Below are 25212 nucleotides of genomic sequence, written 5' to 3'. Positions count from 1 at the left end.
GCGAGGCCCGGCACCCCCTCGGGGGTGGCCGGGCCTCGCCCGTTCCCGGCTCAGTTCTTCGGGTCGTACTTCCGGCCGGCCTTCGTCGAGACGCCGCTGAAGACCCGGCTGGGCAGGTGCCGCGCCAGCGCGACCGCCGCCTTGTAGCGGACGTCGGGCACGCTCACCGTCTTCCCCCGGGCCAGGTCGCGCAGGGCCGCGGCGACCACCTTGTCGGCGTCGAGCCACGCCCAGTCCGGCACGTTGTCCGCGTTCATCCCGGCCCGCTGGTGGAACTCGGTGCGCACGAACCCCGGGCACAGCGCCATGAACCGCACCCCGCTGCCCGCCAGTTCGGCCGCGACCCCCTCGGTGAAGCGCACCACCCAGGACTTGCTGGCCGAGTAGGTGCCGCGCGGCATGAAGGCCGCCACCGAGGCCACGTTGATCACGAACCCCCGGCCGCGCTCGCGCATCGACAGCGCCGCCGCGCCCGACAGCCGCAGCACCGCCTCGCAGTGCAGCTTCAGCATGGCCAGCTCGTCGGCCATCGGGGCTTCCAGGAACGTCCCGCGGTTGCCGAACCCGGCGTTGTTGACCAGCACGTCGACCCGGTCGGCGAGCCGGGCCTCGACCGCGGCGATCCCGGCCTCGTCGGTCAGGTCCGCGGCCAGCACCTCGACCGGCACCCCGTACCGCCGGCGCAGCTCCGCGGCGTACTCGTCGAGCCGCTTCTCGTCGCGGGCGACGAGGACCAGGGCGTGCCCGTCGCTCGCGAGCCGGCGCGCGAAGGCGGCGCCGATCCCTGCTGTCGCGCCGGTGATCAGTGAAGTCGTCATGCCCCGAAGTTAGCCGACGTCGGCCGAGGTCAGCCGAGCCGCTTGCGGATCGACTCCGCGTAGGCCCGGTTGATGACGCCGATCGCCGCCAGCGTCCGCGGCAGCAGCTCCGCCTCGGTCGTCATGGCCCGGAACAGGAACTCGACGGTCACCTCGTGATCGGGCCGCGACAGCACGGTTATCGGGTCGCCGGCCCGCACCGTGCCCGGCTCGACCACCCGCAGGAAGGCGCCGGGCCTGGCGTCCTGGGTGAAGCGCCGCACCCAGCCCTGCTCGTGCATCCACACGGCGAAGGTCCGGCACGGGATGCGCGGCGACGTCACCTCCAGCACCGCCCCGCCGACCCGCCAGCGCTCGCCGACCAGCGCGGAGTTGACCTCCAGGCCGGCCGTCGTGAAGTTCTCCCCGAAGACCCCGCTCGGGAGTTCGCGCCCGAGCACCTTCTCCCACCGGTCCAGGTCCTCCCGCGCGAACGCGTACACGGCCTGGTCGTCCCCGCCGTGGAACCGCCGGTCGACGACGTCGTCCCCCGCGAGCCCGCTGCCCGCGACCCCCTGCGGCCCCGGATCGGCGACGGCCACCGGCCCCTGGACGGGCCGCTTGTCGATACCGGTCCGCCCGGGATTCGAGTAGTCGACGGCCATCGAGCGGCCGACGTTGAGTGACAGGAGTCGCGACATGCGTGCACCTTACGGTCGCGCCCCCCGCCCGGCGACCCTCCGGCGGACCCATTCCAGATCCTCCGCGGGCAGCGCGTCCGCGACGAGCAGCCGCGGCAGCAGCTCCGGCTCGGCGGTCATCGCCCGGAACGTCAGCGCGACCGTCACGTCGTGCTCCGGCCGCCCGGTGATCTCCACCGCGTCCCCCGCGCGGATCGCGCCCGCCGTGACCACCCGCAGATACGCCCCGGGCACGGCGGCGGCGGTGAACCGCTTGAGCCATCCCGGCCGGCCGAGCCACCCCTCGAAGGTCACGCAGGGAATCCGCGGCGCCGACACCTCCAGCACCACCTCGGGCCCCACCCGCCACCGCTCCCCGATCAGCGCGCCGTTCACGTCGAGGCCGGTGGTGGTGAGGTTCTCCCCGAACACCCCGTTGGGCAGCGTCCGGCCGAGCTCCTCCTGCCACCCGTCGAGGTCCTCCCGCGCGTAGGCGTAGACGGCCTGGTCGCTCCCGCCGTGGTGCTTCACGTCATAGGCCCGGTCCCCGGCCAGACCGACGGCGCCGGTCCCCTTGGCCCCCGGGGCGTCCACCCGTACCGGCCCCTCCACGGGGCGCTTGTCGATCCCGGTGGCGGCGAGCTTCTTCCACGGATTGGCCTGCGGGACCCCGACGTTGACCGACAGCAGCATCATGCTCCGACTGTAGGCGGGCCGTGCGGGCTCACGCCCGCAGGACGGACAACGCCCGCTCCATGTCGGCGGAGGTGTTGTACAGGTGGAAGGCGAACCGCAGGTTCCCCGCGCGGGACGACAGCGTCACCCCCGCCTCCGCCAGGCCCGCCGCGGGCAGCCCCGGGACCGAGACGATCGCCGAGCCGCCCTCGCCGACCGGCGGGAAGCCGAGGGCCGACACCCCGGCCCGGAACGCCTCCGCCAGTGCCACGTCGTGGCGGTGGATCGCCGCCACCCCCACCTCCTCGATCAGCGCCAGTGAGGACGCCGCCGCCACGAACCCGAGGTACGCGGGCGACGCGTCGAACCGCCGCGCCGTGGTCGCCAGCCGGGTGACCGGGCCGTAACACTCCGACCAGGGGTCGTCGCCCGCGTACCAGCCCGCGAAGGCGGGGGACAGGCCGTCCTCGCAGCCGGGGCGGACGGTGAGGAAGGAGACGCCGTGCGCGCCGAGGAGCCACTTGAAGGAGCCGCAGACGAGGTAGTCGAAGTCGTCGGCGCGCAGCGGCAGCCAGCCGGCCGCCTGGGTGGCGTCGACGAGGGTGCGCGCTCCGTGCGCGGCGGCCGCGGCGCGGATCGCCGGGAGGTCGGCCACGCGTCCGTCGGCCGACTGGACGGCGCTGACGGCGACGAGCGCCGTACCCGGCCGCACCTGCGCCGCCAGCTCCGGCAGCGGGACGGAGCGCACGGCCAGGTCGCCGCGGCCGGCGAACGGGTTGACCAGCGAGCTGAAGTCGCCGTCGGCGACGAGCACTTCGGCGCCCGCCGGCAGCCGCGCGGCGATCTTGCCGACGCTCGTGGCGACCGTCGAGCCGATGGCGACCCGTTCGACGGGGGTGGACAGCAGCCGGGCGAACGACGCGCGGGCGGCGGCGACGGCGGCCTCGTACCGGTCGTGGGGCGGCCGCCCGGCGGCCGACTCGTCGACGGCCGCGCGCAGCGCCTCGGCCGTCCGGGTGGGCGGCAGCCCCATCGTGGCGGTGTTGAGGTACGACGTGCCCGGTGCGATCGCGGCGAACGCGTCGCCGGCCGGCCCGGTCTCCGGCACGGAAGCGGTGAGAGGGTTCATGTCGTCGAGCCTGCCGCTCCCCGCTCTCAAAGTCTATTGCGAATAACTTCGCTGTTACCCCAAGTATCGCTTATGGTTGGAGCATGATCGAGGCACGTCATCTCAGGGTGCTCCGCGCCGTGGCCAGGACCGGTTCGTTCTCCGCCGCCGCCCGGGAGCTGGGCTGCACCCAGCCCGCCGTCAGCCAGCAGATGAAGGCGCTGGAGACTTCCGCGGGGACGACCCTGCTGATCAGGACCGGCCGCGAGATGCGGCTGACGGAGGCCGGCGAGGCGCTGGTCCGGCACGCGGCCGGGATCCTGGCGGGCCTGACGGCCGCCGAGGAGGAGGTCGCGGCCATCGCGGGGCTGCGCGCCGGACGGGTGCGGCTGTCGTCGTTCCCGTCGGGCAGTTCGACGCTGGTGCCGACCGCGGTCGCCGGGATGCGCGCCGCCTACCCCGGCACCAAGATCTCGCTGGTCGAGGCGGAGCCCCCGAAGTCCGTGGAGATGCTCCGGGCGGGGGACTGCGACATCACGCTGGCGTTCCGGTACGTCGATCTGCCGACCCCGGCGGAGGAGCAGTGGGACGACCTCGTCGTCCGGCCGCTGCTCACCGACCGGCTGGTCGGGCTGGTGCCGGGTGGGCACCGGCTCGCGGCCGGGGACCGGCCGGTGCGGATCGAGGAGCTGGCGGAGGAGGAGTGGATCGCGGGCTGCCCGCGCTGCCGCCGCCATCTGGTGGAGGTGTGCGAGCGCGCGGGGTTCACCCCGCGCATCGACTTCGCGACGGACGACTACCCGGCGGTGGTGGGTCTGGTCGCGGCCGGGCTCGGCGTCGCGGTGCTGCCCGAGCTGGCGCTGGAGGCGGTGCGGCCCAAGGGCGTCGCGGTGCTGGAGGTGCTGCCGGCCGTGCAGCGCGAGGTGGTGGCCCTCACGCTGCCCGACCTGGCCCAGGTGCCGGCCGTGGACATGATGCTCGGCCGGCTGGCGCGGGCAGGACTGCGCTGATCAGGGGCGGGCGCGAGAGCCCGCACCTCGGCCGCGGAGCGGGCGCGGAAGCCCGCACCTCAGCTGCAGAAACGATTCTTCAGTTCGTCGGCTGCATGGTCATCAGCCGGTGCCGCGAGCGGCCCATCATCTCTTCGCGTTCGTCCTCCGTCAGTCCGCCCCACACTCCGTAGGGCTCTCGGACGGCCAGCGCGTGCGTCGCGCACTCCGCGCGCACCGGGCAGCGCATGCAGACCTCCTTGGCGGAGGCCTCGCGGGCACTTCGTGCGGCACCGCGCTCGCCTTCCGGGTGGAAGAACAGAGAGCTGTCGACGCCGCGGCACGCCGCGACCAACTGCCAGTCCCATAGATCGGCGTTCGGTCCCGGAAGGCGGGAGAAGTCTGCCATTGCTCATCCCCTCGAAGGGTGTGGTGAGGAGCCAGGTGCTCTCGACCGTACATCTACTGTCTAAGTAGATGTAAATATGACTCATCACAAATTTAGCCGCGAACACCGCGCATTGCGCCAAAGAGCATCCGAATAGTTCAAACTCCGACATAGGACCCGTTCGGCGGGATGCATGTCCGGCACATGGGCGCGCGAAGTGCTTCCGCGTCCGCCCCAAGTGCGCCCCGCGGGCCCGCGTCACGGCTGATCCGTATTCGTTCCCTCACGTAGAGTGCTGGCTACTGCAGCCAAACTCCGTAACTCTTTCGAGTGAGGGTCGTTGAGAGTACGGAAGTGGTTGGCGGACGAACGATTCGGGCACATGCCCGACGCCGTCAGCCCCAACGGTGAAGTTTCGTACAGCCTGGAGGCTCAACGTGACGCGGTTCAGCTGCGGAGGGCGGGCATGACTTCCGTCCTCGTCTGTGACGACTCCCCGCTCGCCCGAGAGGCCCTGCGCCGCGCGGTCGCGACCGTGCCCGGCGTCGAGCGTGTAACGACCGCGGCCAACGGCGAGGAAGTCCTCCGCCGCTGGGGCGCCGACCGCTCGGACCTCATTCTGATGGACGTCCGGATGCCCGGCCTCGGCGGTGTCGAGACCGTGCGCCGGCTGCTCTCCGCGGACCCCGGCGCCCGCATCATCATGCTCACCGTCGCCGAGGACCTGGACGGCGTGGCGCTCGCCGTCGCCGCAGGTGCCCGGGGGTACCTGCACAAGGACGCCTCGCGCGCCGAGCTGCGGGCCACCGTCACCCAGGCCCTCGCCGACCCGACGTGGCGGCTGGCCCCGCGCCGGCTGCGCTCCGCCGAGATGGGCGCCGCCCCGACCCTGACCGCGCGCGAGATCCAGGTGCTCGAAGGCATGAGCCACGGGCGCTCCAACGCCGAGATCGGCCGCGAGCTGTTCCTCTCCGAGGACACGGTCAAGACCCACGCCCGGCGGCTGTTCAAGAAGCTCGGCGCGTCCGACCGCGCCCATGCGGTGGCGCTCGGCTTCCGCTGGGGCCTGGTCCGCTAGAACCGCGGACAGAGGACCGTGGACATAGGGCCATGCGCGGTGGGCTTTCGGGTGGGGCCGCTCCGCTCGTACCGGTTTCCCGAGCGAGGACGCATGCTTGACGTATGGACTTCCTCGGGGATCGGCGGGCGGGGCAGCGGGGGGACGCCGTGAAGGCGGCCGACGCCCCCGCGCATAACGCTTCGGTGCACAAGGGCTCACGCGATGCGGCAGAAAGTCCTGCGGCCATGCACCATGGACCGATGCGAGACGAGGCCAACGGCGACAACGCAGCCTTCGGCGCACTCGTCCGCCGTGCGGTCGACGGTGACGAGCAGGCGACCCACGATCTGCTGGCCCTCGTGCACCCGTTGGCGGAGCGGTACTGCCGCGGCCGGCTGTCGCGGTTGCCCGGTGATGCTCGTCACTTCGTGGACGACCTCGCGCAGGAGGTCTGCCTCGCCGTGCTGTGCGCGCTGCCGCGCTACCGCGACCAGGGGCGGCCCTTCGAGGCGTTCGTCTTCGCCATCGCCGCCCACAAGGTCGCGGATCTGCAGCGGGCCGCCATGCGCGGCCCGGGCAGCACCGCCGTGCCCTCCGACGAGATGCCGGAGAAGCCGGACGACTCGCTCGGCCCCGAGGAGCGCGCGCTGCTCAGCAGCGACGCGGCCTGGGCCAAGAAGCTGCTCGCCAACCTTCCCGAGCACCAGCGGGAACTGGTGCTGCTCCGGGTCGCGGTCGGTCTCACCGCCGAGGAGACCGGGCAGGTGCTGGGGATGTCGCCCGGCGCCGTCCGGGTCGCGCAGCACCGCGCCCTCAGCCGGCTGCGCGCCATCGCGGAGGAGTCCGCCGAGGCCTCGTCCGGCGGCGATCCCCGAGGCCTCAGCGCGTAACGCCGCCGGTCGTCCCGGGGTCCCGACGGAGTAGCGGGGAATGCCGGCGGAGTCCACTAGCATTGAACAACTCGCCGGGCAAGACCATTGGGAAGGTGTCATGACTCTGAACGCCGCAGGGGTACCCGAGAAATTCGCGATGCTCGGCCTCACGTACGACGACGTGCTGCTGCTGCCGGGTGCCTCCGAGGTGCTCCCGAACCAGGTCGACACCGCCTCCCGTATCTCGCGCAACGTCCGGGTCAACATCCCGCTGCTGTCCGCCGCGATGGACAAGGTCACCGAGGCGCGGATGGCCATCGCCATGGCGCGGCAGGGCGGCGTGGGCGTACTGCACCGCAACCTGTCGATCGAGGACCAGGTCAACCAGGTCGACCTGGTCAAGCGCTCCGAGTCCGGCATGGTCACCGACCCGATCACCGTGCACCCGGACGCGACACTCGCCGAGGCGGACGCGCTCTGCGCCAAGTTCCGCATCAGCGGCGTCCCGGTCACCGACGCCGCGGGCAAGCTGCTCGGCATCGTCACCAACCGCGACATGGCCTTCGAGAGCGACCGCTCGCGCCAGGTGCGCGAGGTCATGACGCCCATGCCGCTGGTCACCGGCAAGGTCGGCATCTCCGGCGTGGACGCGATCGGCCTGCTGCGCCGCCACAAGATCGAGAAGCTTCCGCTGGTCGACGACGAGGGCCGGCTCAAGGGCCTGATCACCGTCAAGGACTTCGTCAAGGCCGAGAAGTACCCGCTCGCCGCCAAGGACGCCGAGGGCCGGCTGCTGGTCGGCGCGGCCGTCGGCGCCAGCCCCGAGGCGCTGGAGCGCGCCCAGGGCCTGGTCGCGGCGGGGGTGGACTTCCTGATCGTGGACACCTCGCACGGCCACAACAGCAACGCGCTGAGCTGGATCTCCAAGATCAAGTCGAGCGTCTCGGTGGACGTCATCGGCGGCAACATCGCCACCCGTGACGGCGCCCAGGCGCTGATCGACGCGGGTGCGGACGGCGTCAAGGTCGGCGTCGGCCCCGGCTCCATCTGCACCACCCGCGTGGTCGCCGGCATCGGCGTCCCCCAGGTCACCGCGATCTACGAGGCGGCCGTGGCCTGCCAGGCCGCGGGCGTCCCGGTGATCGGTGACGGCGGCCTGCAGTACTCGGGCGACATCGGCAAGGCCCTCGCGGCCGGCGCCGACACCGTGATGCTCGGCAGCCTGCTGGCCGGCTGCGAGGAGAGCCCCGGCGAGCTGCTCTTCATCAACGGCAAGCAGTTCAAGTCGTACCGCGGCATGGGTTCGCTCGGCGCGATGCAGTCCCGCGGCCAGGGCCTGTCCTACTCCAAGGACCGCTACTTCCAGGCCGAGGTCTCCTCGGACGACAAGCTCGTCCCCGAGGGCATCGAGGGCCAGGTCCCGTACCGCGGCCCGCTCTCCGCGGTGCTGCACCAGCTGGTCGGCGGCCTGCGCCAGACCATGGGCTACGTCGGTGCCGCCAGCATCGACGAGATGGCGACCAAGGGCCGCTTCGTGCGGATCACCTCCGCCGGCCTCAAGGAGAGCCACCCGCACGACATCCAGATGACCGTCGAGGCGCCGAACTATCACGGCCGCTGACCTGCGGAAGAACATCAGCGCGAGCCCGCGGACCGATGGTCTGCGGGCTTCCGCCTGTCCGCTCGGGGATACTGGGCGGGTAGACCAGCGAAGAAGGGCCAACAGTGACTGAGATCGAGATCGGGCGGGGCAAGCGCGGCCGCAGGGCGTACGCATTCGACGACATCGCCGTCGTCCCCAGCCGCCGCACCCGGGACCCGAAGGAGGTCTCGATCGCCTGGCAGATCGACGCCTACCGCTTCGAGCTCCCCTTCCTCGCCGCCCCGATGGACTCGGTGGTCTCGCCGGAGACCGCGATCCGCATCGGCAACCTGGGCGGGGTGGGCGTGCTCAACCTCGAAGGGCTGTGGACCCGGTACGAGGACCCGGAGCCGCTGCTCGCCGAGATCGCCGAGCTGGACGAGACGGCCGCGACCGCCCGCCTCCAGGAGATCTACTCGGCGCCGATCAAGGAAGAGCTGATCGGGCAGCGCATCAAGGAGGTGCGTGACGCGGGTGTCGTCACCGCCGCCGCGCTCTCCCCGCAGCGCACCGCGCAGTTCTCCAAGGCCGTCGTCGACGCGGGCGTGGACATCTTCGTGATCCGCGGCACGACCGTGTCGGCCGAGCACGTCTCGGGCTCGCACGAGCCGCTCAACCTGAAGCAGTTCATCTACGAGCTGGACGTCCCGGTCATCGTCGGCGGCTGCGCCACGTACACCGCCGCGCTGCACCTGATGCGGACCGGCGCCGCCGGTGTCCTGGTCGGCTTCGGCGGCGGCGCCGCGCACACCACGCGCGCCGTGCTCGGCATCCAGGTCCCGATGGCGACCGCCGTCGCGGACGTCGCGGCCGCCCGCCGCGACTACATGGACGAGTCCGGCGGCCGGTACGTGCACGTCATCGCCGACGGCGGCTTCGGCTCCAGCGGCGACCTGCCGAAGGCGATCGCCTGCGGCGCCGACGCCGTGATGATGGGCTCCCCGCTGGCCCGTGCCACGGACGCGCCGGGCCGCGGCTTCCACTGGGGCATGGAGGCGGTCAACCCGGAGCTGCCGCGCGGCAAGCGCATGAACCTGGGCACCGCCGGCACGACGGAGGAGATCCTCCTCGGCCCGTCGCACGCGCCCAACGGCTCGATGAACTTCTTCGGCGCGCTGCGCCGTTCGATGGCCACCACGGGCTACTCGGACCTGAAGGAGTTCCAGCGGGTCGAGGTGACGGTGTCGCCGGCGCACACGCGCTGACCCGCTCGCGCTGACGCGAAGGGGCCCGGACCGCAGCGCTGCGGTCCGGGCCCCTTCACGTCAGCGCGAGCGGGATCAGGCAGCGACGCGCTTGGCGATGACGAAGCCCTCGACGCCGGCCAGGCCGAAGAAGAGGATGTCCATGCCGCCGACGTTCTCCTTCCACGCCTCCTGCACGAGGTCGAAGTGGTCCGTGAGGATCGTCAGGACATCGGGAGCGCCGGGCAGGTCGGCGATGGTCAGCGCGATGCCGAAGATCTGGCCGCAGTAGACGCCGAGCAGGGCGAGCGGGATGGCGATGATCGGCAGGATCGGGTTGCTGCCGCCGACCTTGCCGACCGCGACACCGACCAGGGCGCCGACTCCCAGGGCCGCCCAGCCGATCTCATGCTCGGTCACCTTGATGAGCCCGCCGTACGCCAGCGCGGCGACGATCATCGCGAGGACACCGACGAGGATGCCGAGTCCCGCGTTGTTGCGGGCCGGCGGCAGCGGGGCCGGCGGCGGGTAGCCGCCGCCGAAGCCGCCGGGCTGCTGGCCCGGCTGGCCCTGCTGCGGGAATCCGCCCTGCGGAGGCTGCTGACCGTACGGGTTGCCGCCCTGCGGGGGCTGCTGACCGTAGGGGTTGCCGCCCTGCTGCGGTGGCGGTGGGTACGACTGGCTCATGATGGGTCCCCCGGGGACGGAAGGTTTGAATCGCACAGGAGTGTCGCGTGCGAGAGAAGGCCCCGAAGGCTAGCAGTCCGATATGACAGTGCGACAAGACGTTTCGTGGGGCCGTTACGTGACCGCTACCGGTCCGCTACAAGCGGGCGGCGGCTCCCACGGGGGTCGCGCCGCGGGTGTCGAGGAGCAACTGCGCCTTGACGGCCAGGCCTTGGAGGTCGTACGTGCGGTGGTGCTGCAGCAGGAGCGTCAGGTCCGCGTCGGCGGCGGCCTCCCACAGCGAGTCCGCGCGGGGGATGGGGCGGTCCAGGACGCGCCACTCGGGGACGTAGGGGTCGTGGTAGCAGATCTGGGCGCCCAGTTCGATCAGCCGGGAGCCGATCTCGCGGGCGGGGGCGTTCTCCTGGTCGGCCAGGTCGGCCTTGTACGTGACGCCGAGCAGCAGGACGCGGGCGCCGCGCAGTGACTTGCCGTGCTCGTTCAGCAGGGCGGCCGCGCGCTGCACGACGTAGCGCGGCATGCGGCCGTTGACCTCCTGGGCCAGCTCGACGATGCGCAGCGGGTAGCCGGGGGTGCGGGCCCGGGTGGTGACGTAGTTCGGGTCGAGGGCGACGCCCGGTCCGCCGACGCCGGGGCCGGGCCGGAACGCCTGGAAGCCGAACGGCTTGGTCTCCGCGCAGCGGATGACGTCCCACAGGTCGACGCCGACGTCGTGGCAGAAGACCGCCATCTCGTTGGCGAAGGCGATGTTGACGTGCCGGTAGTTGGTCTCCAGCAGCTTGACGGTCTCGGCCTCGCGCAGCCCGCGGGCCCGGACGACGCGCTCGACGAAGCGCCCGTAGAACGCGGCGGCCGCCTCGGTGCAGGCGGAGGTGTACCCGCCGATGACCTTGGGGGTGTTGGGGATGTGGTGGTCCCGGCTGCCGGGGTCGACGCGGCTGGGGGAGTAGGCGAGGTGGAAGTCGCGGCCGGCCCGCAGGCCGGACTCCTCCAGCAGGGGCAGCAGGACTTCCTCGGTGGTGCCGGGGTAGGCGGTGGATTCGAGCACCACGGTGGTGTGGGGCCGCAGGTGCGTGGCGAGTGCCCGTGCGGCGGCCGCCACGGCGCTGAGGTCGAGGGCGCGGTCGGCGCCGAGCGGGGTGGGGGCGCAGATCACGGCGGTCCTCACCCGGCCGAGCACGGAGGGGTCGGACGTGGCGCGGAATCCGGTGGCGAGCATGCGACGGATGTCGGCCGCGGCGAGCGAGCCGGAGGGGACGCGGCCGGCGTTGATGTCCGCGACGGTCTGCTCGTCGGCGTCGTATCCGATGACGCCGACTCCGGCGGCGGCGGCCGCTTGGGCGAGGAGGATCCCGGCGCGGCCGAGTCCGATGACGGCGAGGTCTGCGGGCATGGGGGTCAGTCCTCTCCCTAGCAGCCACGAATGGCTTCAAATCAGGCTAACCAGACATAACGCTGATATGACTGCACGGCGCGCCGGTATCGCCGGGGTGATCCCGCCAGGACAGGGGGACGGTACGGGGGTGCCGGAACCCGCAGAGGTGGCTGCCGGACGTTGCGGCGGTCACTATCGAGTGACGGGGCGCACGCACCTGCTCCACAACAGGAGGCACGAATGCGGACGACAACACTGGGCCCGGCGCAGCGCGAGGCCGCTCTCGCCCGAATGGCGGACGAGGAGCTCGACATCCTGGTCGTGGGCGGCGGCGTGGTCGGCGCCGGTACCGCGCTCGACGCGGCGACCCGCGGGCTGTCGACCGGTCTGGTCGAGGCGCGGGACTGGGCGTCCGGCACCTCCAGCCGTTCCAGCAAGCTGATCCACGGCGGTCTGCGCTATCTGGAGATGCTCGACTTCACCCTGGTGCGCGAGGCGCTCAAGGAGCGCGGCCTGCTGCTGGAGCGCCTCGCGCCGCACCTGGTGAAGCCGGTGCCGTTCCTGTACCCGTTGCAGCACAAGGGCTGGGAGCGGTTCTACGCCGGCTCCGGCGTCGCCCTGTACGACGCCATGTCGTTCTCGTCGGGGCACGGCCGCGGGCTGCCCGTGCACCGCCACCTGACGCGCAAGCACGCGCTGCGGGTCGCCCCCGCCCTCAAGAAGGACGCCCTGGTCGGCGCGTTGCAGTACTACGACGCCCAGATGGACGACGCGCGCTACGTCACCACGCTGGTCAGGACCGCCTCGGCGTACGGCGCCCAGGTCGCCAACCGGGCGCGGGTGATCGGCTTCCTCCGCGAGGGCGAGCGCGTGGTCGGCGCCAAGGTGGAGGACGTGGAGGGCGGCGGCACCTACGAGGTCCGCGCCAAGCAGGTCGTGAACGCGACCGGGGTGTGGACGGACGACACCCAGTCGCTGATCGGCGAGCGCGGGCAGTTCCACGTCCGGGCGTCCAAGGGGATCCACCTGGTCGTGCCGAAGGACCGCATCCACTCCACGACCGGGCTGATCCTGCGGACCGAGAAGAGCGTGCTCTTCGTCATCCCGTGGGGACGGCACTGGATCGTCGGCACCACCGACACCGACTGGGACCTGGACAAGGCGCACCCGGCCGCGTCCAGCGCCGACATCGACTACCTGCTCGAACACGTCAACTCGGTGCTGCACACCCCGCTGACCAGGGACGACGTCCAGGGCGTGTACGCGGGGCTGCGGCCGCTGCTGGCGGGCGAGTCGGACGCGACGAGCAAGCTCTCGCGCGAGCACACGGTGGCGCACCCGCTGCCGGGCCTGGTGGTCGTCGCGGGCGGCAAGTACACGACGTACCGGGTGATGGCGAAGGACGCGGTGGACGAGGCCGTGCACGGGCTGGACCACCGGGTCGCCGAGTGCATCACCGAGGAGGTGCCGCTGGTCGGCGCCGAGGGCTACCACGCGCTGTGGAACGCGCGGGCCCGCCTCGCGGCCCGGACGGGGCTGCACGTCGCCCGGATCGAGCACCTGCTGAATCGATACGGCGCGCTCACCGAGGAGGTCCTGCAGCTGATCGTGGACGACCCGTCGCTGGGCGACCCGCTGCCGGCCGCCGAGGACTACCTGCGGGCCGAGATCGTGTACGCGGCGTCGCACGAGAGCGCCCGGCACCTCGACGACGTGCTGACCCGCAGGACCCGTATCTCGATCGAGACCTTCGACCGCGGGACGCTGAGCGCCCGCGAGGCCGCCGAACTCATGGCACCCGTCCTGGGCTGGGACAAGGGCCAGATCGAGAAGGAGGTCGAGCACTACCACAAGCGCGTCGAGGCGGAGCGCGAGTCCCAGCGGCAGCCCGACGACACCACCGCGGACGCGGCACGGCTGGGGGCGCCGGATATCGTTCCCCTTTAGACCAGCGGGGGAGCAGAGGGGCGCATGGTGTCTGATCACGCGGAGGCGGGGCGACTCGTGGCCGGCCGGTACCGGCTGGTCGAGCGGATAGGCCGCGGGGGCATGGGCACCGTGTGGCGCGCCGAGGACGAACTGCTCGGCCGCCAGGTGGCGGTGAAGAAGCTGCACCCCCCGCAGCCCCATCTGCACGAGGACGAACTGGCCACCATCTTCGAGCGCACCCGCCGGGAGGCGCGTGCCGCGGCCCGGATCAGCCACCCGAACGTCATCGTCGTGCACGACGTGGTGGACGACGCGGGCCTGCCGACCATCGTCATGGAGTACGTCCCGTCCATGACGCTCGGCGAGGCGCTGAAGAAGGACGGCGCGCTGCCGCCGCAGGAGGCGGCGCGGATCGGCCGCGGCATGGTCGCCGCGCTGCGGGCCGCGCACCGCGCCGGGGTGCTGCACCGCGACGTGAAGCCGGGCAACGTCCTGCTCGGCGAGGACGGGCGGGTGGTGCTGACCGACTTCGGCATCGCGCAGGCGTCCGGCACCTCGACGCTCACCCGCACCGGCGAGCTGATCGGCTCCATCGACTTCCTCTCGCCCGAGCGCATCAAGGGCCAACAGCCCGGCCCCGCCGGTGACCTGTGGGCGCTGGGCGCGACGCTCTACCAGGCGGTGGAGGGGACCTCGCCGTTCCGCCGGGACACCGCGATCGAGACCGCGTACGCCATCTCCGAGGACCCCGTGCTGCCCGCCGCCAACGCCGGGCCGCTGGAACACGTCATCGCCGGGCTGCTCGCCAAGGACCCGGCCGAGCGGATGTCGGCGGAGGAGGCGGAACGGCTGCTGCGGCTGCCGGCCGGCGAGGCGGACACCACGCGGTTCGAGCGCGCTCCGGCCGCGTCGCACGCGGTCGCGCCCGCCGCCTCCCGGGCCGGCGGACCGCGGGAACCGGCGCGCCAGACCGCGCAGGTGACGGTCAACCACGGCGCCGAGCCGGTCCCCGGCACCTCGGCGACCGCCGCCGGCGGCCCGCCCGCCGCCCCGCGGCAGGGGCGCCGGGGCCGGTGGGTCGTCGCGCTGCTCACCGCCGCCGCCGTCGCGGCCGGCGGGACCGCCGCGTACGCGTACTTCCGGGACACCGGCGACGACCGGGCAGGAGGCTCCGGGGCGCACACCGCGTCGCCGCAGCCCAGCAGCCCGACCCCCAGCCCCTCGCCGTCCACGAGCACGGCCCCGCCGCTGCCGAAGAACTACCGGATGGTGAAAGAGGACGCCAAGGGGTATGCGATGCCTGTACCCAAGGGCTGGCGGCGCTCGCTGGCGGACGGAGAGATCAACTACATCGATCCCACCGGGCTCGTGGGGCTCAAGGTCAGCGTCCTGGACTACGCGGGCCCCGACCACCTCGCGCACTTCAAGTCCCTGGAGACCAAGGTGCGCGACACCCTGGCCGGCTACCACCAGGAACGGATGCAGCCGACGACCGTATTCGGACAGAACGCCGCCATATGGCAGTTCACGTTCAAAGGCAGTAAACGCGACTATCGGGCCATAGATCTGGGATTCGGGAAGGAAGGCGAACGCGAGTACGCCATCTACCTGTCCGCTCCCAAGTCCCAATGGGACGAGTACAAGCCGGTGTTCGACAACGCGGTGGCCGGTTTCAGGCCGTCCGCGCAGTAAGCCGGGTTCGCTTCGAAGGCCTCCGGTCGGCGATGATGGGACCCACATCACCAGTGACCGCAGGGGAATTCATGGGCCAGGCGCAAGGCACCGACGGACGTCTCCTCGCCGACCGGTACCGGCTGGGCGAGGTCCTCGGCAAGGGCGGCATGGGCACGGTCTGGCGCGCGGAGGACGAAACCCTCGGCCGGACCGTCGCCGTCAAGGAGCTGCGCTTCCCCGGAAATGTCGACGAGGACGAGAAGCGCCGGCTCATCACCCGCACCCTGCGCGAGGCGAAGGCCACCGCGCGGATCCGGGGCACCGGCGCGGTCACCGTGTTCGATGTCGTCGAGGAGGACGACCGGCCCTGGATCGTCATGGAGCTGGTCGAGGGCCGCTCGCTGTCCGACGCCATCCGTGAGGACGGCCCGCTGACCCCGCAGCGCGCCGCCGAGGTCGCGCTCGTGGTGCTCGACGTGCTGAAGGCCGCGCACAAGGAGGGCATCCTCCACCGCGACGTCAAGCCGTCCAACGTCCTGATCGCGGACGACGGCCGCGTGGTGCTCAGCGACTTCGGCATCGCGCAGATCGACGGCGACCCCTCCGTCACCTCGACGGGCATGCTCGTCGGCGCGCCCTCGTACATCTCGCCGGAGCGCGCCCGCGGCCAGAAGCCCGGCCCGCCCGCCGACCTGTGGTCGCTCGGCGCCCTGCTGTACGCGTCGGTCGAGGGCCGCCCGCCCTACGACAAGGGCTCGGCCATCGCCACGCTGACCGCCGTCATGACCGAGCCGGTCGGCCCCATGGTGAACGCGGGCCCGCTCGCCGACGCCATCAACGGCCTGCTCATCAAGGACCCGGCGGAGCGGCTGGACGACGCGGGCGTGCGCACCCTGCTCACCCGTGTCGCCACCGCGCCGCTGCACCCGGTCGCGCCGCCGACCGACCCGGGGAACTCCGCCACGCGCGTCGTCCCGCTGCCGCCCGACCCGCAGCCCACGCCGACGGACGCACCGCCCGCGGCCCGCAAGGCCGCCGCCGACCAGGCCCGGGTCCGCAACGCGCTGCGCTCGGTGCGCGGCGCCGCCGCGGCGGCGGGCTCCGCGACCGCGGCCGGGGCCGCCAAGGCGGCGAAGGCCGCGAAGCCGCGACCGGCGGCGGAGCCGGGCGAGCCGGACAGCGCGTCCAAGGCGCCGCGCGCGCCGATCACCGACGTCGTGCCGCGCAAGGTCCTGATCATCGCGGTCATCGCCGTGGTCCTCGCCGTCGTCGGCACCGCGATCGGCTTCGCGCTGGCCAACGCCGGTGACGGGGACCAGACGCCGGACTCCAAGCCGGGTGCCTCGTCCTCGGCGCCCGGCAAGCCGTCCCCCACCCCGTCGAAGGGGAGCACCAGCGCGTCCGGGCAGCAGCCGTCGGCGAACCCGTCCACGGGCCCGGGTGCCTCGACGGGGAGCAGCACGGGCACCTCCGCGAACCCGCCGGCGGGCGCGGGCGGCACCGTGCCGCCCGGCTACGGCGTCGTGACCGCGGGCCACTTCTCCATCGCGCTGCCCACGGGCTGGCACAAGACCGGCGGCGCGGGCGCGGACAGCTTCATATTCAGCGCCGACGGCGGCTTCCCGCGGGTGCAGATCGACTTCACCGACCAGCCGGGCAAGGACGCGGCGGCGGCCTGGCAGAACAACGAGCCCTCGGTGCGGTCGTCCAGCAACGGCTACCGGCTGCTGTCGCCGATCACGGCGGTCAACTACCGGGGCTACCCCACCGCGGCCGACTGGAACTTCGCGCGGACCGAGAAGGGCGGCCTCAAGGCGCGCGTCCTGAACCGCGGGTTCGTCGTCAACGACCACCAGGGTTTCGCCATCATGTTCTCCGCTCCCGCCGACCAGTGGGACACCCCGGCCGTGCAGCAGATGCTCCAGACGTTCTTCAGCACCTTCAAACCGGGTAACTGATCTGTGTGGAGCGGGTCACGGGGCATGCCCCGGGCACGTATCGTGAAAGACGGCGGACTGTCCGCATCCAGATTGCATCCGGTCCGGACCGGATCTGACGCTTTTGGGGAGGCGTCGTGGACGAATACGCGGGTCGCGTGCTCGCCGACCGCTATCGCCTGCCCCGGCCTCCCGCGGACGAGTACGAACTGGTCGAAACGCGCGCCTTCGACACGTACAGCGGCCAGGAGGTGCTGGTCCGCCAGGTGTTGCTGCCGGAGGTCGTCAGCGCGGAACTGATCAGCGCCGGGCCGTACGGCGATCCGCTGGGCCACGGCCCGGACCGTACGAGCGACAGCGCGCAGCGGGCGCTGGACGCCGCACGCGCCGCCGCCGCGATACCCGATCACCCGCGCCTGGTGCAGGTCTTCGACATCTTCATCGAGGACGGCAGCCTGTGGATCGCCAGCGAGCTGGTCAACGCCCGGCCGCTCGCGTCCTTACTGGTCGACAAGCGGCTCGGCCACTACCGCGCCGCGGAGATCGCCTCCGACGTGCTGGTCGCGCTGCGTGTCCTGCACGCCTACGGCTGGACCCACCGCAACGTCACCGCCAGCACGGTCCTGGTCTGCGACGACGGCCGCGCGATGCTGTCCGGCCTGGCGGCCGGTGCCGCGCAGGAGGCGCTGTGCGGCTACGACCCGGTCCCGGCGGAGGTGATGGCCGGGGGGAACGCCGCGGGCTGGGGCGGACCCGACACCACGCTGGAGCAGGAGCGGGCCCGGCAGGCCCGGATCACCGTCGTCGGGCCGGTCACCGAGCGCTGGGCGCCGGAGCAGGCCACCCCCGTCCACGAGAACTGGCAGCTCGCCCCGCCCGTCGGCCCGGCGGCCGACCTGTGGGCGCTGGGCTCGCTGCTCTTCCGCAGCGTCCAGGGCCACCCGCCCTACCCCGAGGAGAGCGCGCCCGAGCTCGTCCAGCTGGTCTGCGCGGAACCGGCCGCCTTCGCCGAGGAGAGCGGGCCGCTGCGGCCCATCGTCGAGTCGCTGCTGCGCCCGGACCCCGAGGAGCGCCCGGACTTCGACGAACTGGAGGGCTGGCTGCGCTCCTTGATCCGCTCCGCGCCCGAGCCCGACCTGGGGCTGCGCACGGTGCCGGTCCCCACGGACCCGCGCAAGCTGCCGATCGTGCGGCGCAGGGGCGAGCTGGTCCGCCGCCGCAGGGCCGCGGCGGCCGCCTCCGCCGAGGGGCTGTCCGGCACCACCCACCGGCGGCACGCCCGGGTCGCCCCCGCGCGGCAGGGCCGCACGAAGGCGCCGAAGGCCGCGAAGGCGGGGAAGCAGCGCGGCCCGCGCAGCCTGGGCGCCCGGCTGCTGATCCTCGTGCTGCTCCTGCTGGTCGCCGTGGTGGCGTACGCGCTGGTGATGATGCCGCGCAACACCACCGACGACGGCAGCGGAGCCGGCCCGGCCAACCGGACGGTCCCGGCCCGGATGCCGGGCTCCGGCTCCGACGACAAGACCACCGCCAAGGCCCCCACCACCGCGCCGAGCACCGCCCCGACGTCCGCGGCGCCGCCGCCCAGCAAGCAGCCCCCGGCGACGAGCGCGCAGCCGGCCACCGACCTCGGCGGCGACTTCGCGCTGCGCACGGACGACGCGGGCTTCACGATCGCCGTGCACACCGGCTGGCAGCGGCAGGGCAAGAACGCCCAGGACCAGATCCGCTACACCGGCGGCGACTTCCAGCTGATCGTGGTCCCCGGCCGCGACCCGGCCTCCGACGCGGGCAGCGACCCGATGGCGTACCAGGCGAACGAACCCGAGCTGGCCGCGTTCCGCGCCTCGCAGTGGGCCTCGGCCGGCGCGCTGCGGACGCTCGACGTGAACGGATCGCCCGCCGCCGAGGGCGAGTACAGCTGGCGCGACGCGGGCGGCCACCAGGTCTACGCCCGCAACCTCGCCCTGCTCCAGGACGGCAAGTACCACCTGGTCCTGGTCATCGGCCCGGACAGCCAGCGCGCCGACGTCCAGCGCATCTTCGACAAGGCAGCGGAAACGTACCGCCCGAAGGACTGACCGCCCGCTCGGACGACCTGTGGGCGGAAGGGCGATCGCCGCAGCGGTTTCGGTGACCTGACGGTGCGCGGTCCGGTCGCGGGTCCGTGCGGCATGATGGGATCCATGGCGAGCGACGGGGGACACGGGGCGTCCCCTTACATGTCCGGGCTCCCGGGACCCGTCGCCGGCCGGTACCGGATCACCGGGCGGCTGGGGCGCGGCGGTATGGGCACCGTGTGGCGGGCGACCGACGAGCTGCTGGACCGGCAGGTCGCGGTCAAGGAGCTGCACTTCGACGAGGGCCTGTCCGACGGCGAGCAGCAGCTGTACCGGGACCGCGCGCTGCGCGAGGCCCGCAGCGTGGCGCAGATCCGGCATCCGCACGTGGTGGTCCTGCACGACGTGGTCGAGCAGGACGGCCGCCCGTGGATAGTGATGGAGCTGATCGACGGCCGCTCGCTCGCCGACGTGCTCGCCAAGGACGGTCCGGTGGAGCCGCGCGAGGCGGCCAGGATCGGCGCGGCCGTGGCGGGCGCGCTGCACGCCGCCCACGAACGCGGGGTGCTGCACCGGGACATCAAGCCCGCCAACGTCCTGATCGAGCGGGAGACCGGCCGGGTCGTGCTCACCGACTTCGGGATCGCGCGGGTGTCGGGGAGCATCACGCTGACCGAGACGGGGGTCTTCGTCGGCTCGCCCGAGTACACCTCGCCGGAGCGGATGTCGGGGGCGACGGCCGGGCCGGAGTCCGACCTGTGGTCGGTGGGGGTGCTGCTGTGCGCGTCCGTCGACGGGCACTCGCCGTTCCGCCGCGACTCGATAGGCGGGGTGCTGCACGCCGTCGTCTTCGACGAGATCCGCCCGCCCGCCAGCGTGGGCCCGCTGCTGCCGGTCGTCACCGCGCTGCTGGAGCGCGACACCGGCCGCCGGATGGGCGCGGTGGCGGCGGAGCGGTGGCTGAGCACGTACGCCGAGACCGGCGAGGCGGGGGACACCGGACACGTCCCGACCGTCACCCAGGACACCGTGGTCCCGCCGGAGCCCGCCCCGCGGCCGGTCGACGACCCGACCCCGCCGCTGACCCCCTCCCCGTTCCCCGTCGCGCCTCCCGCGGCCCGCAGGTCCCGCAGGGGCGTGCTGGTGGGGGCGCTGCTCGCCCTGGTCCTCGGCGGCGGCGTGACCGCGGCCGTGCTGACGATGAACGCCGGCGACGGCGGCACCGGCAGCGCCGCCGTGCGGCCGCAGCCCTCGTCGGCCGCGCCGGGCAAGCCGGCCACGTCGTCCCCGCCCACCACCGCCACCGCGCCCACCACCCCCGCCCCCAGCCCCGTCCCGGCCGGGTTCCGTACCGTCAAGGACACCTCGGGCTTCTCGGTGGTGCTCCCCACCGGCTTCGACCGGTCGGTCGTCCCGCCGCGGGTCTTCTACTACTCGCCGGGTCAGGAGTTCCGGTTCGGTGTCCGCAGCGATCCGCCGGACCCGAAGGGCCCGATAGCGGTGATGACCGCGCAGCACCGCGCCGGCGCGGGCGCGTACAAGGGGTACCGGGACGGCTTCGTCACCGAGACGACGAAGGACGGCGGCCCGGCCGCGCTGTGGGAGTTCACCTGGGACGGCTACCCGGGCGGCGGCGCGCGCCGCACCTTCGACCTGTGCTGGATCGAGAACGGGCGGCAGTACGACATGTGGGTCTCGTCGCCGGTGAAGAAGTCCGAGGAGGGCCGGCACATCTTCGACACGGCGGTGAACACGTTCACCCCGCGCTGAACTCCCGAGTTCGGCCCCGCTGAGCTGCGCAGATCAAGATCATGCCAGCGATTACTGGCTTAATTGTGCTCGTCAGGTGAAAAGTAGCTACTGATGGGTACCCAGCGGCGCGCATCAGCCGTAATCTCGCCGCTATGACGGACTCGCTCGGCACCACGCGCCCCATCGACGGCAACCCGGCGGCACCCACCACCGCCAGAGGAGCCCAGGACGTCGTCACCCCGGACCTCGTCGCGCGGCTGACGCGCGGCGTCATCGGCAGCGGCCGCACCAGCAACCACACCCCGTCCACCGGCGAGAAGCTGGCCGACCTCCCGCAGGCCACCCCGGACGAGGTCGCGACCGCCTTCGAGCGGGCCCGCGCAGCGCAGCACGCCTGGGCGGCCACGCCCGTCCGGCAGCGCGCCGCCGTGCTGCTGCGCTTCCACGACCTGGTGCTCAGCCGGCAGAGCGAGGTCCTGGACCTCATCCAGCTGGAGACCGGCAAGGCCCGGCTGCACGCGCACGAAGAGGTCCAGGCCGTCGTCATGTCCGCGCGCCACTACGGGCGCCGCGCCCCCGCGTACCTTCGGCCCAAGGGCCACGGCGGCGCCGTCCCGGTCCTGACGAAGGTGGTCGAGCTGCGCCAGCCGCGCGGTGTCGTCGGGCAGATCGCCCCCTGGAACTACCCCTTCGAGCTGTCGGTCGGCGACGCGCTGCCCGCCTTCGCCGCGGGCAACGCCGTCGTCATGAAGCCCGACACCGAGACCGCGCTCACCGCCCTGTGGGCCCGCGAGCAGCTCATCGAGGCCGGCCTCCCCGCCGACGTGTGGCAGATCGTGATCGGCGACGGCCCGGTCGTCGGCCCGGCCCTGGTCGAGCACGCCGACTACGTCTCCTTCACCGGCTCCACCCGCACCGGCCGCGAGGTCGCCCAGCGCGCCGCCGGCCGGCTGATCGGCGTCTCCCTCGAACTCGGCGGCAAGAACGCCATGCTCGTGCTGCGCGACGCCGACCTGGACAAGGCCGCCGAAGGCGCCGTCCGCGCCTGCTTCGCCTCCGCCGGCCAGCTCTGCGTCTCCATCGAGCGGCTCTTCGTGGACGAGTCCGTCGCCGACGCCTTCGTGGAGAAGTTCACCGCCCGCACCAGGGCGCTCAAGCTCGGCACGTCCCTCGCCTTCGGCGCCGGCATGGGATCGCTGGCCGGGGAGCGCCAGCTGGAGACCGTCAGCCGGCACGTGGACGAGGCCCGCTCCAAGGGCGCCACCGTCCTCACCGGCGGGCAGGCCCGCCCGGACATCGGCCCGTACGTCTACGAGCCGACGATCCTGGACGGGGTCGAGGCGCCGATGTCGGTCTGCACCGAGGAGACCTTCGGGCCCGTCGTCTCCGTCTACCGCTTCCGCGACGAGGACGAGGCCGTGGAGCGCGCCAACGCGACCCCGTACGGCCTCAACTCCAGCGTCTGGACCAAGGACACCCGCCGCGGCGGGCGCATCGCCGCCCGGCTGCGCTCCGGGACCGTCAACGTCAACGAGGGGTACGCCCCCGCGTACGGCAGCGTCCGGGCCCCGATGGGCGGCATGAAGGACTCGGGCCTCGGCCGCCGGCACGGCTCCGAGGGCATCCTCAAGTTCACCGAGGCGCAGACCGTCGCGACGCAGCGGCTGCTGCCGATGGCGCCGTCGATGGGCATGGACGACGAGAAGTACGCGGCCTTCATGAGCCGCTCGCTGCGCGCGATGAAGGTGTTCCGGCTGCGCTGACCCGCGCGGGCCCCATTTCCTGCAGGCAGTTCGAAGGCAACATCCGCTACGGAGGAACCTGTGTCGCGTGACCTGCCCGGCTACGACTACGACGTCATCGTCATCGGCTCCGGCTTCGGCGGATCGGTGTCCGCGCTGCGCCTGACGGAGAAGGGATACCGCGTCGGCGTACTCGAAGCCGGGCGCCGGTACACGCGCGAGACGCTGCCCAAGAACTCCTGGGACATCCGCAACTTCCTCTGGGCGCCGTCGCTCGGCCTGTACGGCATCCAGCGCATCCACCTGCTGAACAACGTGCTGGTGCTGGCGGGCGCGGGCGTCGGCGGCGGATCGCTGAACTACGCCAACACCCTGTACGTGCCGCCGAAGGCCTTCTTCGACGACCGCCAGTGGGGCCACATCACCGATTGGCAGGCGGAGCTGAAGCCGTACTACGACCAGGCCCAGCGCATGCTCGGCGTCCGGCTCAACCCGACGCTCACCCCCTCGGACGTGCACCTGAAGGCCGCCGCCGAGAAGATGGGCGTCGGCGACACGTTCCACATGGCGCCGGTCGGCGTCTTCTTCGGGGACGGCCAGGACGCCGACGGCGAGGCGAAGGCCGAGCCGGGCGGCGAGGTCGCCGACCCGTACTTCGGCGGCGCCGGGCCCTCGCGGCGCGCCTGCACCGAGTGCGGGGAGTGCATGACCGGCTGCCGGCACGGCGCCAAGAACACCCTCAACGAGAACTACCTGCACCTCGCCGAGAAGGCCGGCGCCGTCATCCACCCCATGACGACCGTCGTCGGCCTCTCCGAGGACCCCACCGGCGGCTACCGCGTCGCGACCGCGCCCACCGACCGGAAGCGCAAGGGCAAGCGGCAGGTGCTGCGGGCCCGGCAGATCGTCGTCGCGGCCGGCACGTACGGCACGCAGACGCTGCTGCACTCGATGCGCGACGCGGGCGAGCTGCCCGGCATCTCGGCGCGGCTCGGCGAACTGACCCGCACCAACTCCGAGGCGCTGGTCGGCGCCCAGACCGACAACCGCCGCTACCGCAAGGCGCACGGCGTGCCGGAGGTCGACTTCACCAAGGGCGTCGCGATCACGTCCTCGATCCACCCCGACGCCAACACCCACATCGAGCCGGTCCGCTACGGCAAGGGCTCCAACTCCATGGGCGCCCTGACGATCCTCCAGGTCCCGCACGGCACCCGCGCCCCCAAGGCGCTCGCCTTCGCGGCTGCCTGCGCGCGCCACCCGCTGCTCACGCTCCGGTCGCTGTCCAACCGCCGCTGGTCGGAGCGGACCATCATCGGCCTGGTCATGCAGTCGCTGGACAACTCGCTGACCACGTACCGCAAGCCCAAGGGCCTGGGCAAGGGACTGCTCACCGCCAAGCAGGGACACGGGGCGCCCAACCCGGTCTACCTCCCCGAGGGCGCCGAGGCGGCCCGGCTCATCGCCGAGGAGATCAACGGCTTCGCCGGCAGCAACGTGGGCGAGCTGATGGGGACGCCGCTCACCGCGCACTTCCTCGGCGGCTGCGCCATCGGTGAGGACGCCGAGCACGGCGTGATCGACCCGTACCACCGGCTCTACGGGCACCCGGGCATCCATGTGGTGGACGGCGCCGCCGTCTCCGCCAACCTCGGGGTGAACCCCTCGCTGACGATCACCGCCCAGGCCGAGCGGGCGATGTCGTTCTGGCCCAACAACGGGGACGAGGACGCGCGTCCCGCCCAGGGCGAGGCGTACGTGCGTCTCTCCGCGGTCCAGCCGCGGACCCCGGCCGTCCCGGAGGAGGCGTTCGCGGCCCTCCGGCTGCCGCTGCTGCCCGTCCCGCCGATCCCGCCCAAGGCGGTCTGACGGATGTCACGCAGGGTGTACTAGGGTTTTCGCAGAGTGGTTCGCAGTGTGGTTCCGCAGAGCGGCCGGATTCCAGCGTCCTGGGATCCGACCGCCTCTTTGGAGTTGTGACCGTCCGGCTGTCCCCTGCCCTTCGGCCACGGAGCACGGAGCGAGGTCCCACGGCCTGCCGCACGAACGGGCAGGCCTCATCGCTCCGCAGTGACACCCCGCCCAGCTGCGTCTGGGCGGCATCCTGTCTGTCCACGCGTGGTTGTGGTCGACCGCCCCTGGCTGGCACGGACACCTGGACCAACGAAAGGAGCCCGGGCCGGTCACGTGTCGTACGGGTGACGCCGCCCGAACGGGGGACGGTCGGGTACGTCAGCAGAAACGTCACACGCGGCCGCGGCACAACTCCAGCAGGGTCATCGCGAGGGTCGTACCGGGCTTGCCCAGCTCGTCGCTGAAGTGGTTCAGCACCTCCATCTCGCGGGAGAGGTTCACCCGCCGCCCGCCCGACGCGATCCGGGCCCGCTGGATCTCCGCCGAGACGGCCATCCGTTCGGTGACCAGCGCGATGATCCGGGTGTCGAGATCGTCGATCCGGCCGCGCGCCCCCGTGATGAGGGCCACCGCCTCGTCCGTCCGCGCTCCGGTCCCGGCGGGCGCGGGGGTGGACGGCGCCGGCGCCGTGATGACCGCTGCTGTGGTGTCGCTCATCGTCGTGTCTCCTGTGGTGTGAGGCCCCGCACCGGCCCGGAGACGACGGACGCCCCGGACCGAAAGGTCCGGGGCGCCGGGGAAGTCGCTTGT

At 72.6% G+C, this 25212-nt stretch carries 20 protein-coding genes; 12 read left to right on the top strand and 8 right to left on the bottom strand.

Annotation, left to right across the window (positions count from 1 at the left end):
* Window positions 1–50: 50 nt before the first annotated feature.
* Genes ABZ721_RS16645 through ABZ721_RS16630 form a run of 4 tightly spaced genes read right to left on the bottom strand, consistent with a single transcriptional unit; the run spans window position 51 to window position 3185 of the window.
* Complete coding sequence (locus tag ABZ721_RS16645) at window positions 51–818, bottom strand: SDR family oxidoreductase (protein ID WP_358789331.1); 768 nt, start codon at window positions 816–818, stop codon at window positions 51–53.
* A gap of 29 nt (window positions 819–847) precedes the next feature.
* Window positions 848–1498 carry an MOSC domain-containing protein gene (locus ABZ721_RS16640; RefSeq protein ID WP_358789330.1) on the bottom strand — a complete coding sequence of 217 codons (651 nt, stop codon included), beginning with the start codon at window positions 1496–1498 and terminating at the stop codon, window positions 848–850.
* A gap of 9 nt (window positions 1499–1507) precedes the next feature.
* A complete protein-coding gene (locus ABZ721_RS16635) occupies window positions 1508–2173 on the bottom strand; it encodes an MOSC domain-containing protein (protein WP_358789329.1) in 666 nt (221 codons plus the stop codon).
* A gap of 28 nt (window positions 2174–2201) precedes the next feature.
* Window positions 2202–3185 carry an aminotransferase class V-fold PLP-dependent enzyme gene (locus ABZ721_RS16630; RefSeq protein WP_358789361.1) on the bottom strand — a complete coding sequence of 328 codons (984 nt, stop codon included), beginning with the start codon at window positions 3183–3185 and terminating at the stop codon, window positions 2202–2204.
* 179 nt (window positions 3186–3364) lie between these two features.
* Between ABZ721_RS16630 and ABZ721_RS16625 the strand changes: the two genes are divergently transcribed.
* Complete coding sequence (locus ABZ721_RS16625) at window positions 3365–4270, top strand: LysR family transcriptional regulator (RefSeq protein WP_358789328.1); 906 nt, start codon at window positions 3365–3367, stop codon at window positions 4268–4270.
* 79 nt (window positions 4271–4349) lie between these two features.
* On the opposite strand, the gene ABZ721_RS16620 is transcribed toward ABZ721_RS16625, so the two are convergent.
* Window positions 4350–4658: a WhiB family transcriptional regulator gene (locus ABZ721_RS16620; protein ID WP_277439662.1), complete on the bottom strand. Its 309-nt coding sequence runs from the start codon at window positions 4656–4658 to the stop codon at window positions 4350–4352.
* 445 nt (window positions 4659–5103) lie between these two features.
* Here ABZ721_RS16620 and ABZ721_RS16615 point away from each other — a divergent pair, with 445 nt between their 5' ends.
* From ABZ721_RS16615 to ABZ721_RS16600, 4 genes are all read left to right on the top strand, one after another.
* Complete coding sequence (locus tag ABZ721_RS16615) at window positions 5104–5715, top strand: response regulator transcription factor (RefSeq protein WP_003948568.1); 612 nt, start codon at window positions 5104–5106, stop codon at window positions 5713–5715.
* A gap of 242 nt (window positions 5716–5957) precedes the next feature.
* Complete coding sequence (locus ABZ721_RS16610) at window positions 5958–6587, top strand: sigma-70 family RNA polymerase sigma factor (protein WP_358789327.1); 630 nt, start codon at window positions 5958–5960, stop codon at window positions 6585–6587.
* A gap of 100 nt (window positions 6588–6687) precedes the next feature.
* A complete protein-coding gene (gene guaB, locus ABZ721_RS16605; RefSeq protein WP_250977303.1) occupies window positions 6688–8190 on the top strand; it encodes an IMP dehydrogenase in 1503 nt (500 codons plus the stop codon).
* Window positions 8191–8294: 104 nt separating this feature from the next.
* The gene (locus tag ABZ721_RS16600) at window positions 8295–9416 is read left to right on the top strand and encodes a GuaB3 family IMP dehydrogenase-related protein (protein ID WP_358789326.1); all 1122 of its coding nucleotides are present in this window, start codon (window positions 8295–8297) and stop codon (window positions 9414–9416) included.
* A gap of 75 nt (window positions 9417–9491) precedes the next feature.
* Here the strand turns inward: ABZ721_RS16600 and ABZ721_RS16595 are convergent, their stop codons facing one another.
* Together ABZ721_RS16595 and ABZ721_RS16590 are read right to left on the bottom strand one after the other, a co-directional pair.
* Window positions 9492–10082 (bottom strand): hypothetical protein, encoded by a 591-nt coding sequence (locus tag ABZ721_RS16595; RefSeq protein WP_358789325.1) that lies wholly within the window; start codon window positions 10080–10082, stop codon window positions 9492–9494.
* Between the two features lie 136 nt (window positions 10083–10218).
* On the bottom strand, window positions 10219–11475 hold the full coding sequence (locus ABZ721_RS16590) for a nucleotide sugar dehydrogenase (RefSeq protein ID WP_358789324.1): 1257 nt from the start codon (window positions 11473–11475) through the stop codon (window positions 10219–10221).
* Between the two features lie 222 nt (window positions 11476–11697).
* On the opposite strand from ABZ721_RS16590, the gene ABZ721_RS16585 reads away from it, so the two are divergent.
* The 7 genes from ABZ721_RS16585 (at window position 11698) to ABZ721_RS16555 (ending at window position 24417) form a co-directional block, all read left to right on the top strand.
* Window positions 11698–13404, top strand: a complete 1707-nt coding sequence (locus ABZ721_RS16585) for a glycerol-3-phosphate dehydrogenase/oxidase (RefSeq protein ID WP_358789323.1) — start codon at window positions 11698–11700, stop codon at window positions 13402–13404.
* Between the two features lie 24 nt (window positions 13405–13428).
* Window positions 13429–15078, top strand: coding sequence for a serine/threonine-protein kinase (locus ABZ721_RS16580; protein WP_358789322.1), 1650 nt, complete (start codon window positions 13429–13431; stop codon window positions 15076–15078).
* Window positions 15079–15149: 71 nt separating this feature from the next.
* Window positions 15150–17018 (top strand): serine/threonine-protein kinase, encoded by a 1869-nt coding sequence (locus ABZ721_RS16575; RefSeq protein WP_358789321.1) that lies wholly within the window; start codon window positions 15150–15152, stop codon window positions 17016–17018.
* Between the two features lie 116 nt (window positions 17019–17134).
* Window positions 17135–19075 carry a protein tyrosine kinase gene (locus ABZ721_RS16570; protein ID WP_358789320.1) on the top strand — a complete coding sequence of 647 codons (1941 nt, stop codon included), beginning with the start codon at window positions 17135–17137 and terminating at the stop codon, window positions 19073–19075.
* Window positions 19076–19180: 105 nt separating this feature from the next.
* Entirely contained in the window at window positions 19181–20824 is a 1644-nt protein-coding gene (locus tag ABZ721_RS16565) for a serine/threonine-protein kinase (RefSeq protein WP_358789319.1), read from the top strand.
* 134 nt (window positions 20825–20958) lie between these two features.
* Window positions 20959–22569 (top strand): succinic semialdehyde dehydrogenase, encoded by a 1611-nt coding sequence (locus ABZ721_RS16560; RefSeq protein WP_358789318.1) that lies wholly within the window; start codon window positions 20959–20961, stop codon window positions 22567–22569.
* 60 nt (window positions 22570–22629) lie between these two features.
* The gene (locus tag ABZ721_RS16555) at window positions 22630–24417 is read left to right on the top strand and encodes a GMC family oxidoreductase (RefSeq protein WP_358789317.1); all 1788 of its coding nucleotides are present in this window, start codon (window positions 22630–22632) and stop codon (window positions 24415–24417) included.
* A gap of 375 nt (window positions 24418–24792) precedes the next feature.
* On the opposite strand, the gene ABZ721_RS16550 is transcribed toward ABZ721_RS16555, so the two are convergent.
* A complete protein-coding gene (locus tag ABZ721_RS16550) occupies window positions 24793–25119 on the bottom strand; it encodes a chorismate mutase (protein ID WP_358789316.1) in 327 nt (108 codons plus the stop codon).
* Between the last annotated feature and the right edge of the window lie 93 nt (window positions 25120–25212).

Origin of the sequence: Streptomyces sp. NPDC006733, from assembly GCF_040636125.1 — a bacterium.
GTDB lineage: Bacteria > Actinomycetota > Actinomycetes > Streptomycetales > Streptomycetaceae > Actinacidiphila.
Note: the sequence above shows the minus strand (reverse complement) of the source record. Positions and strands in the feature narration are given on the sequence as shown.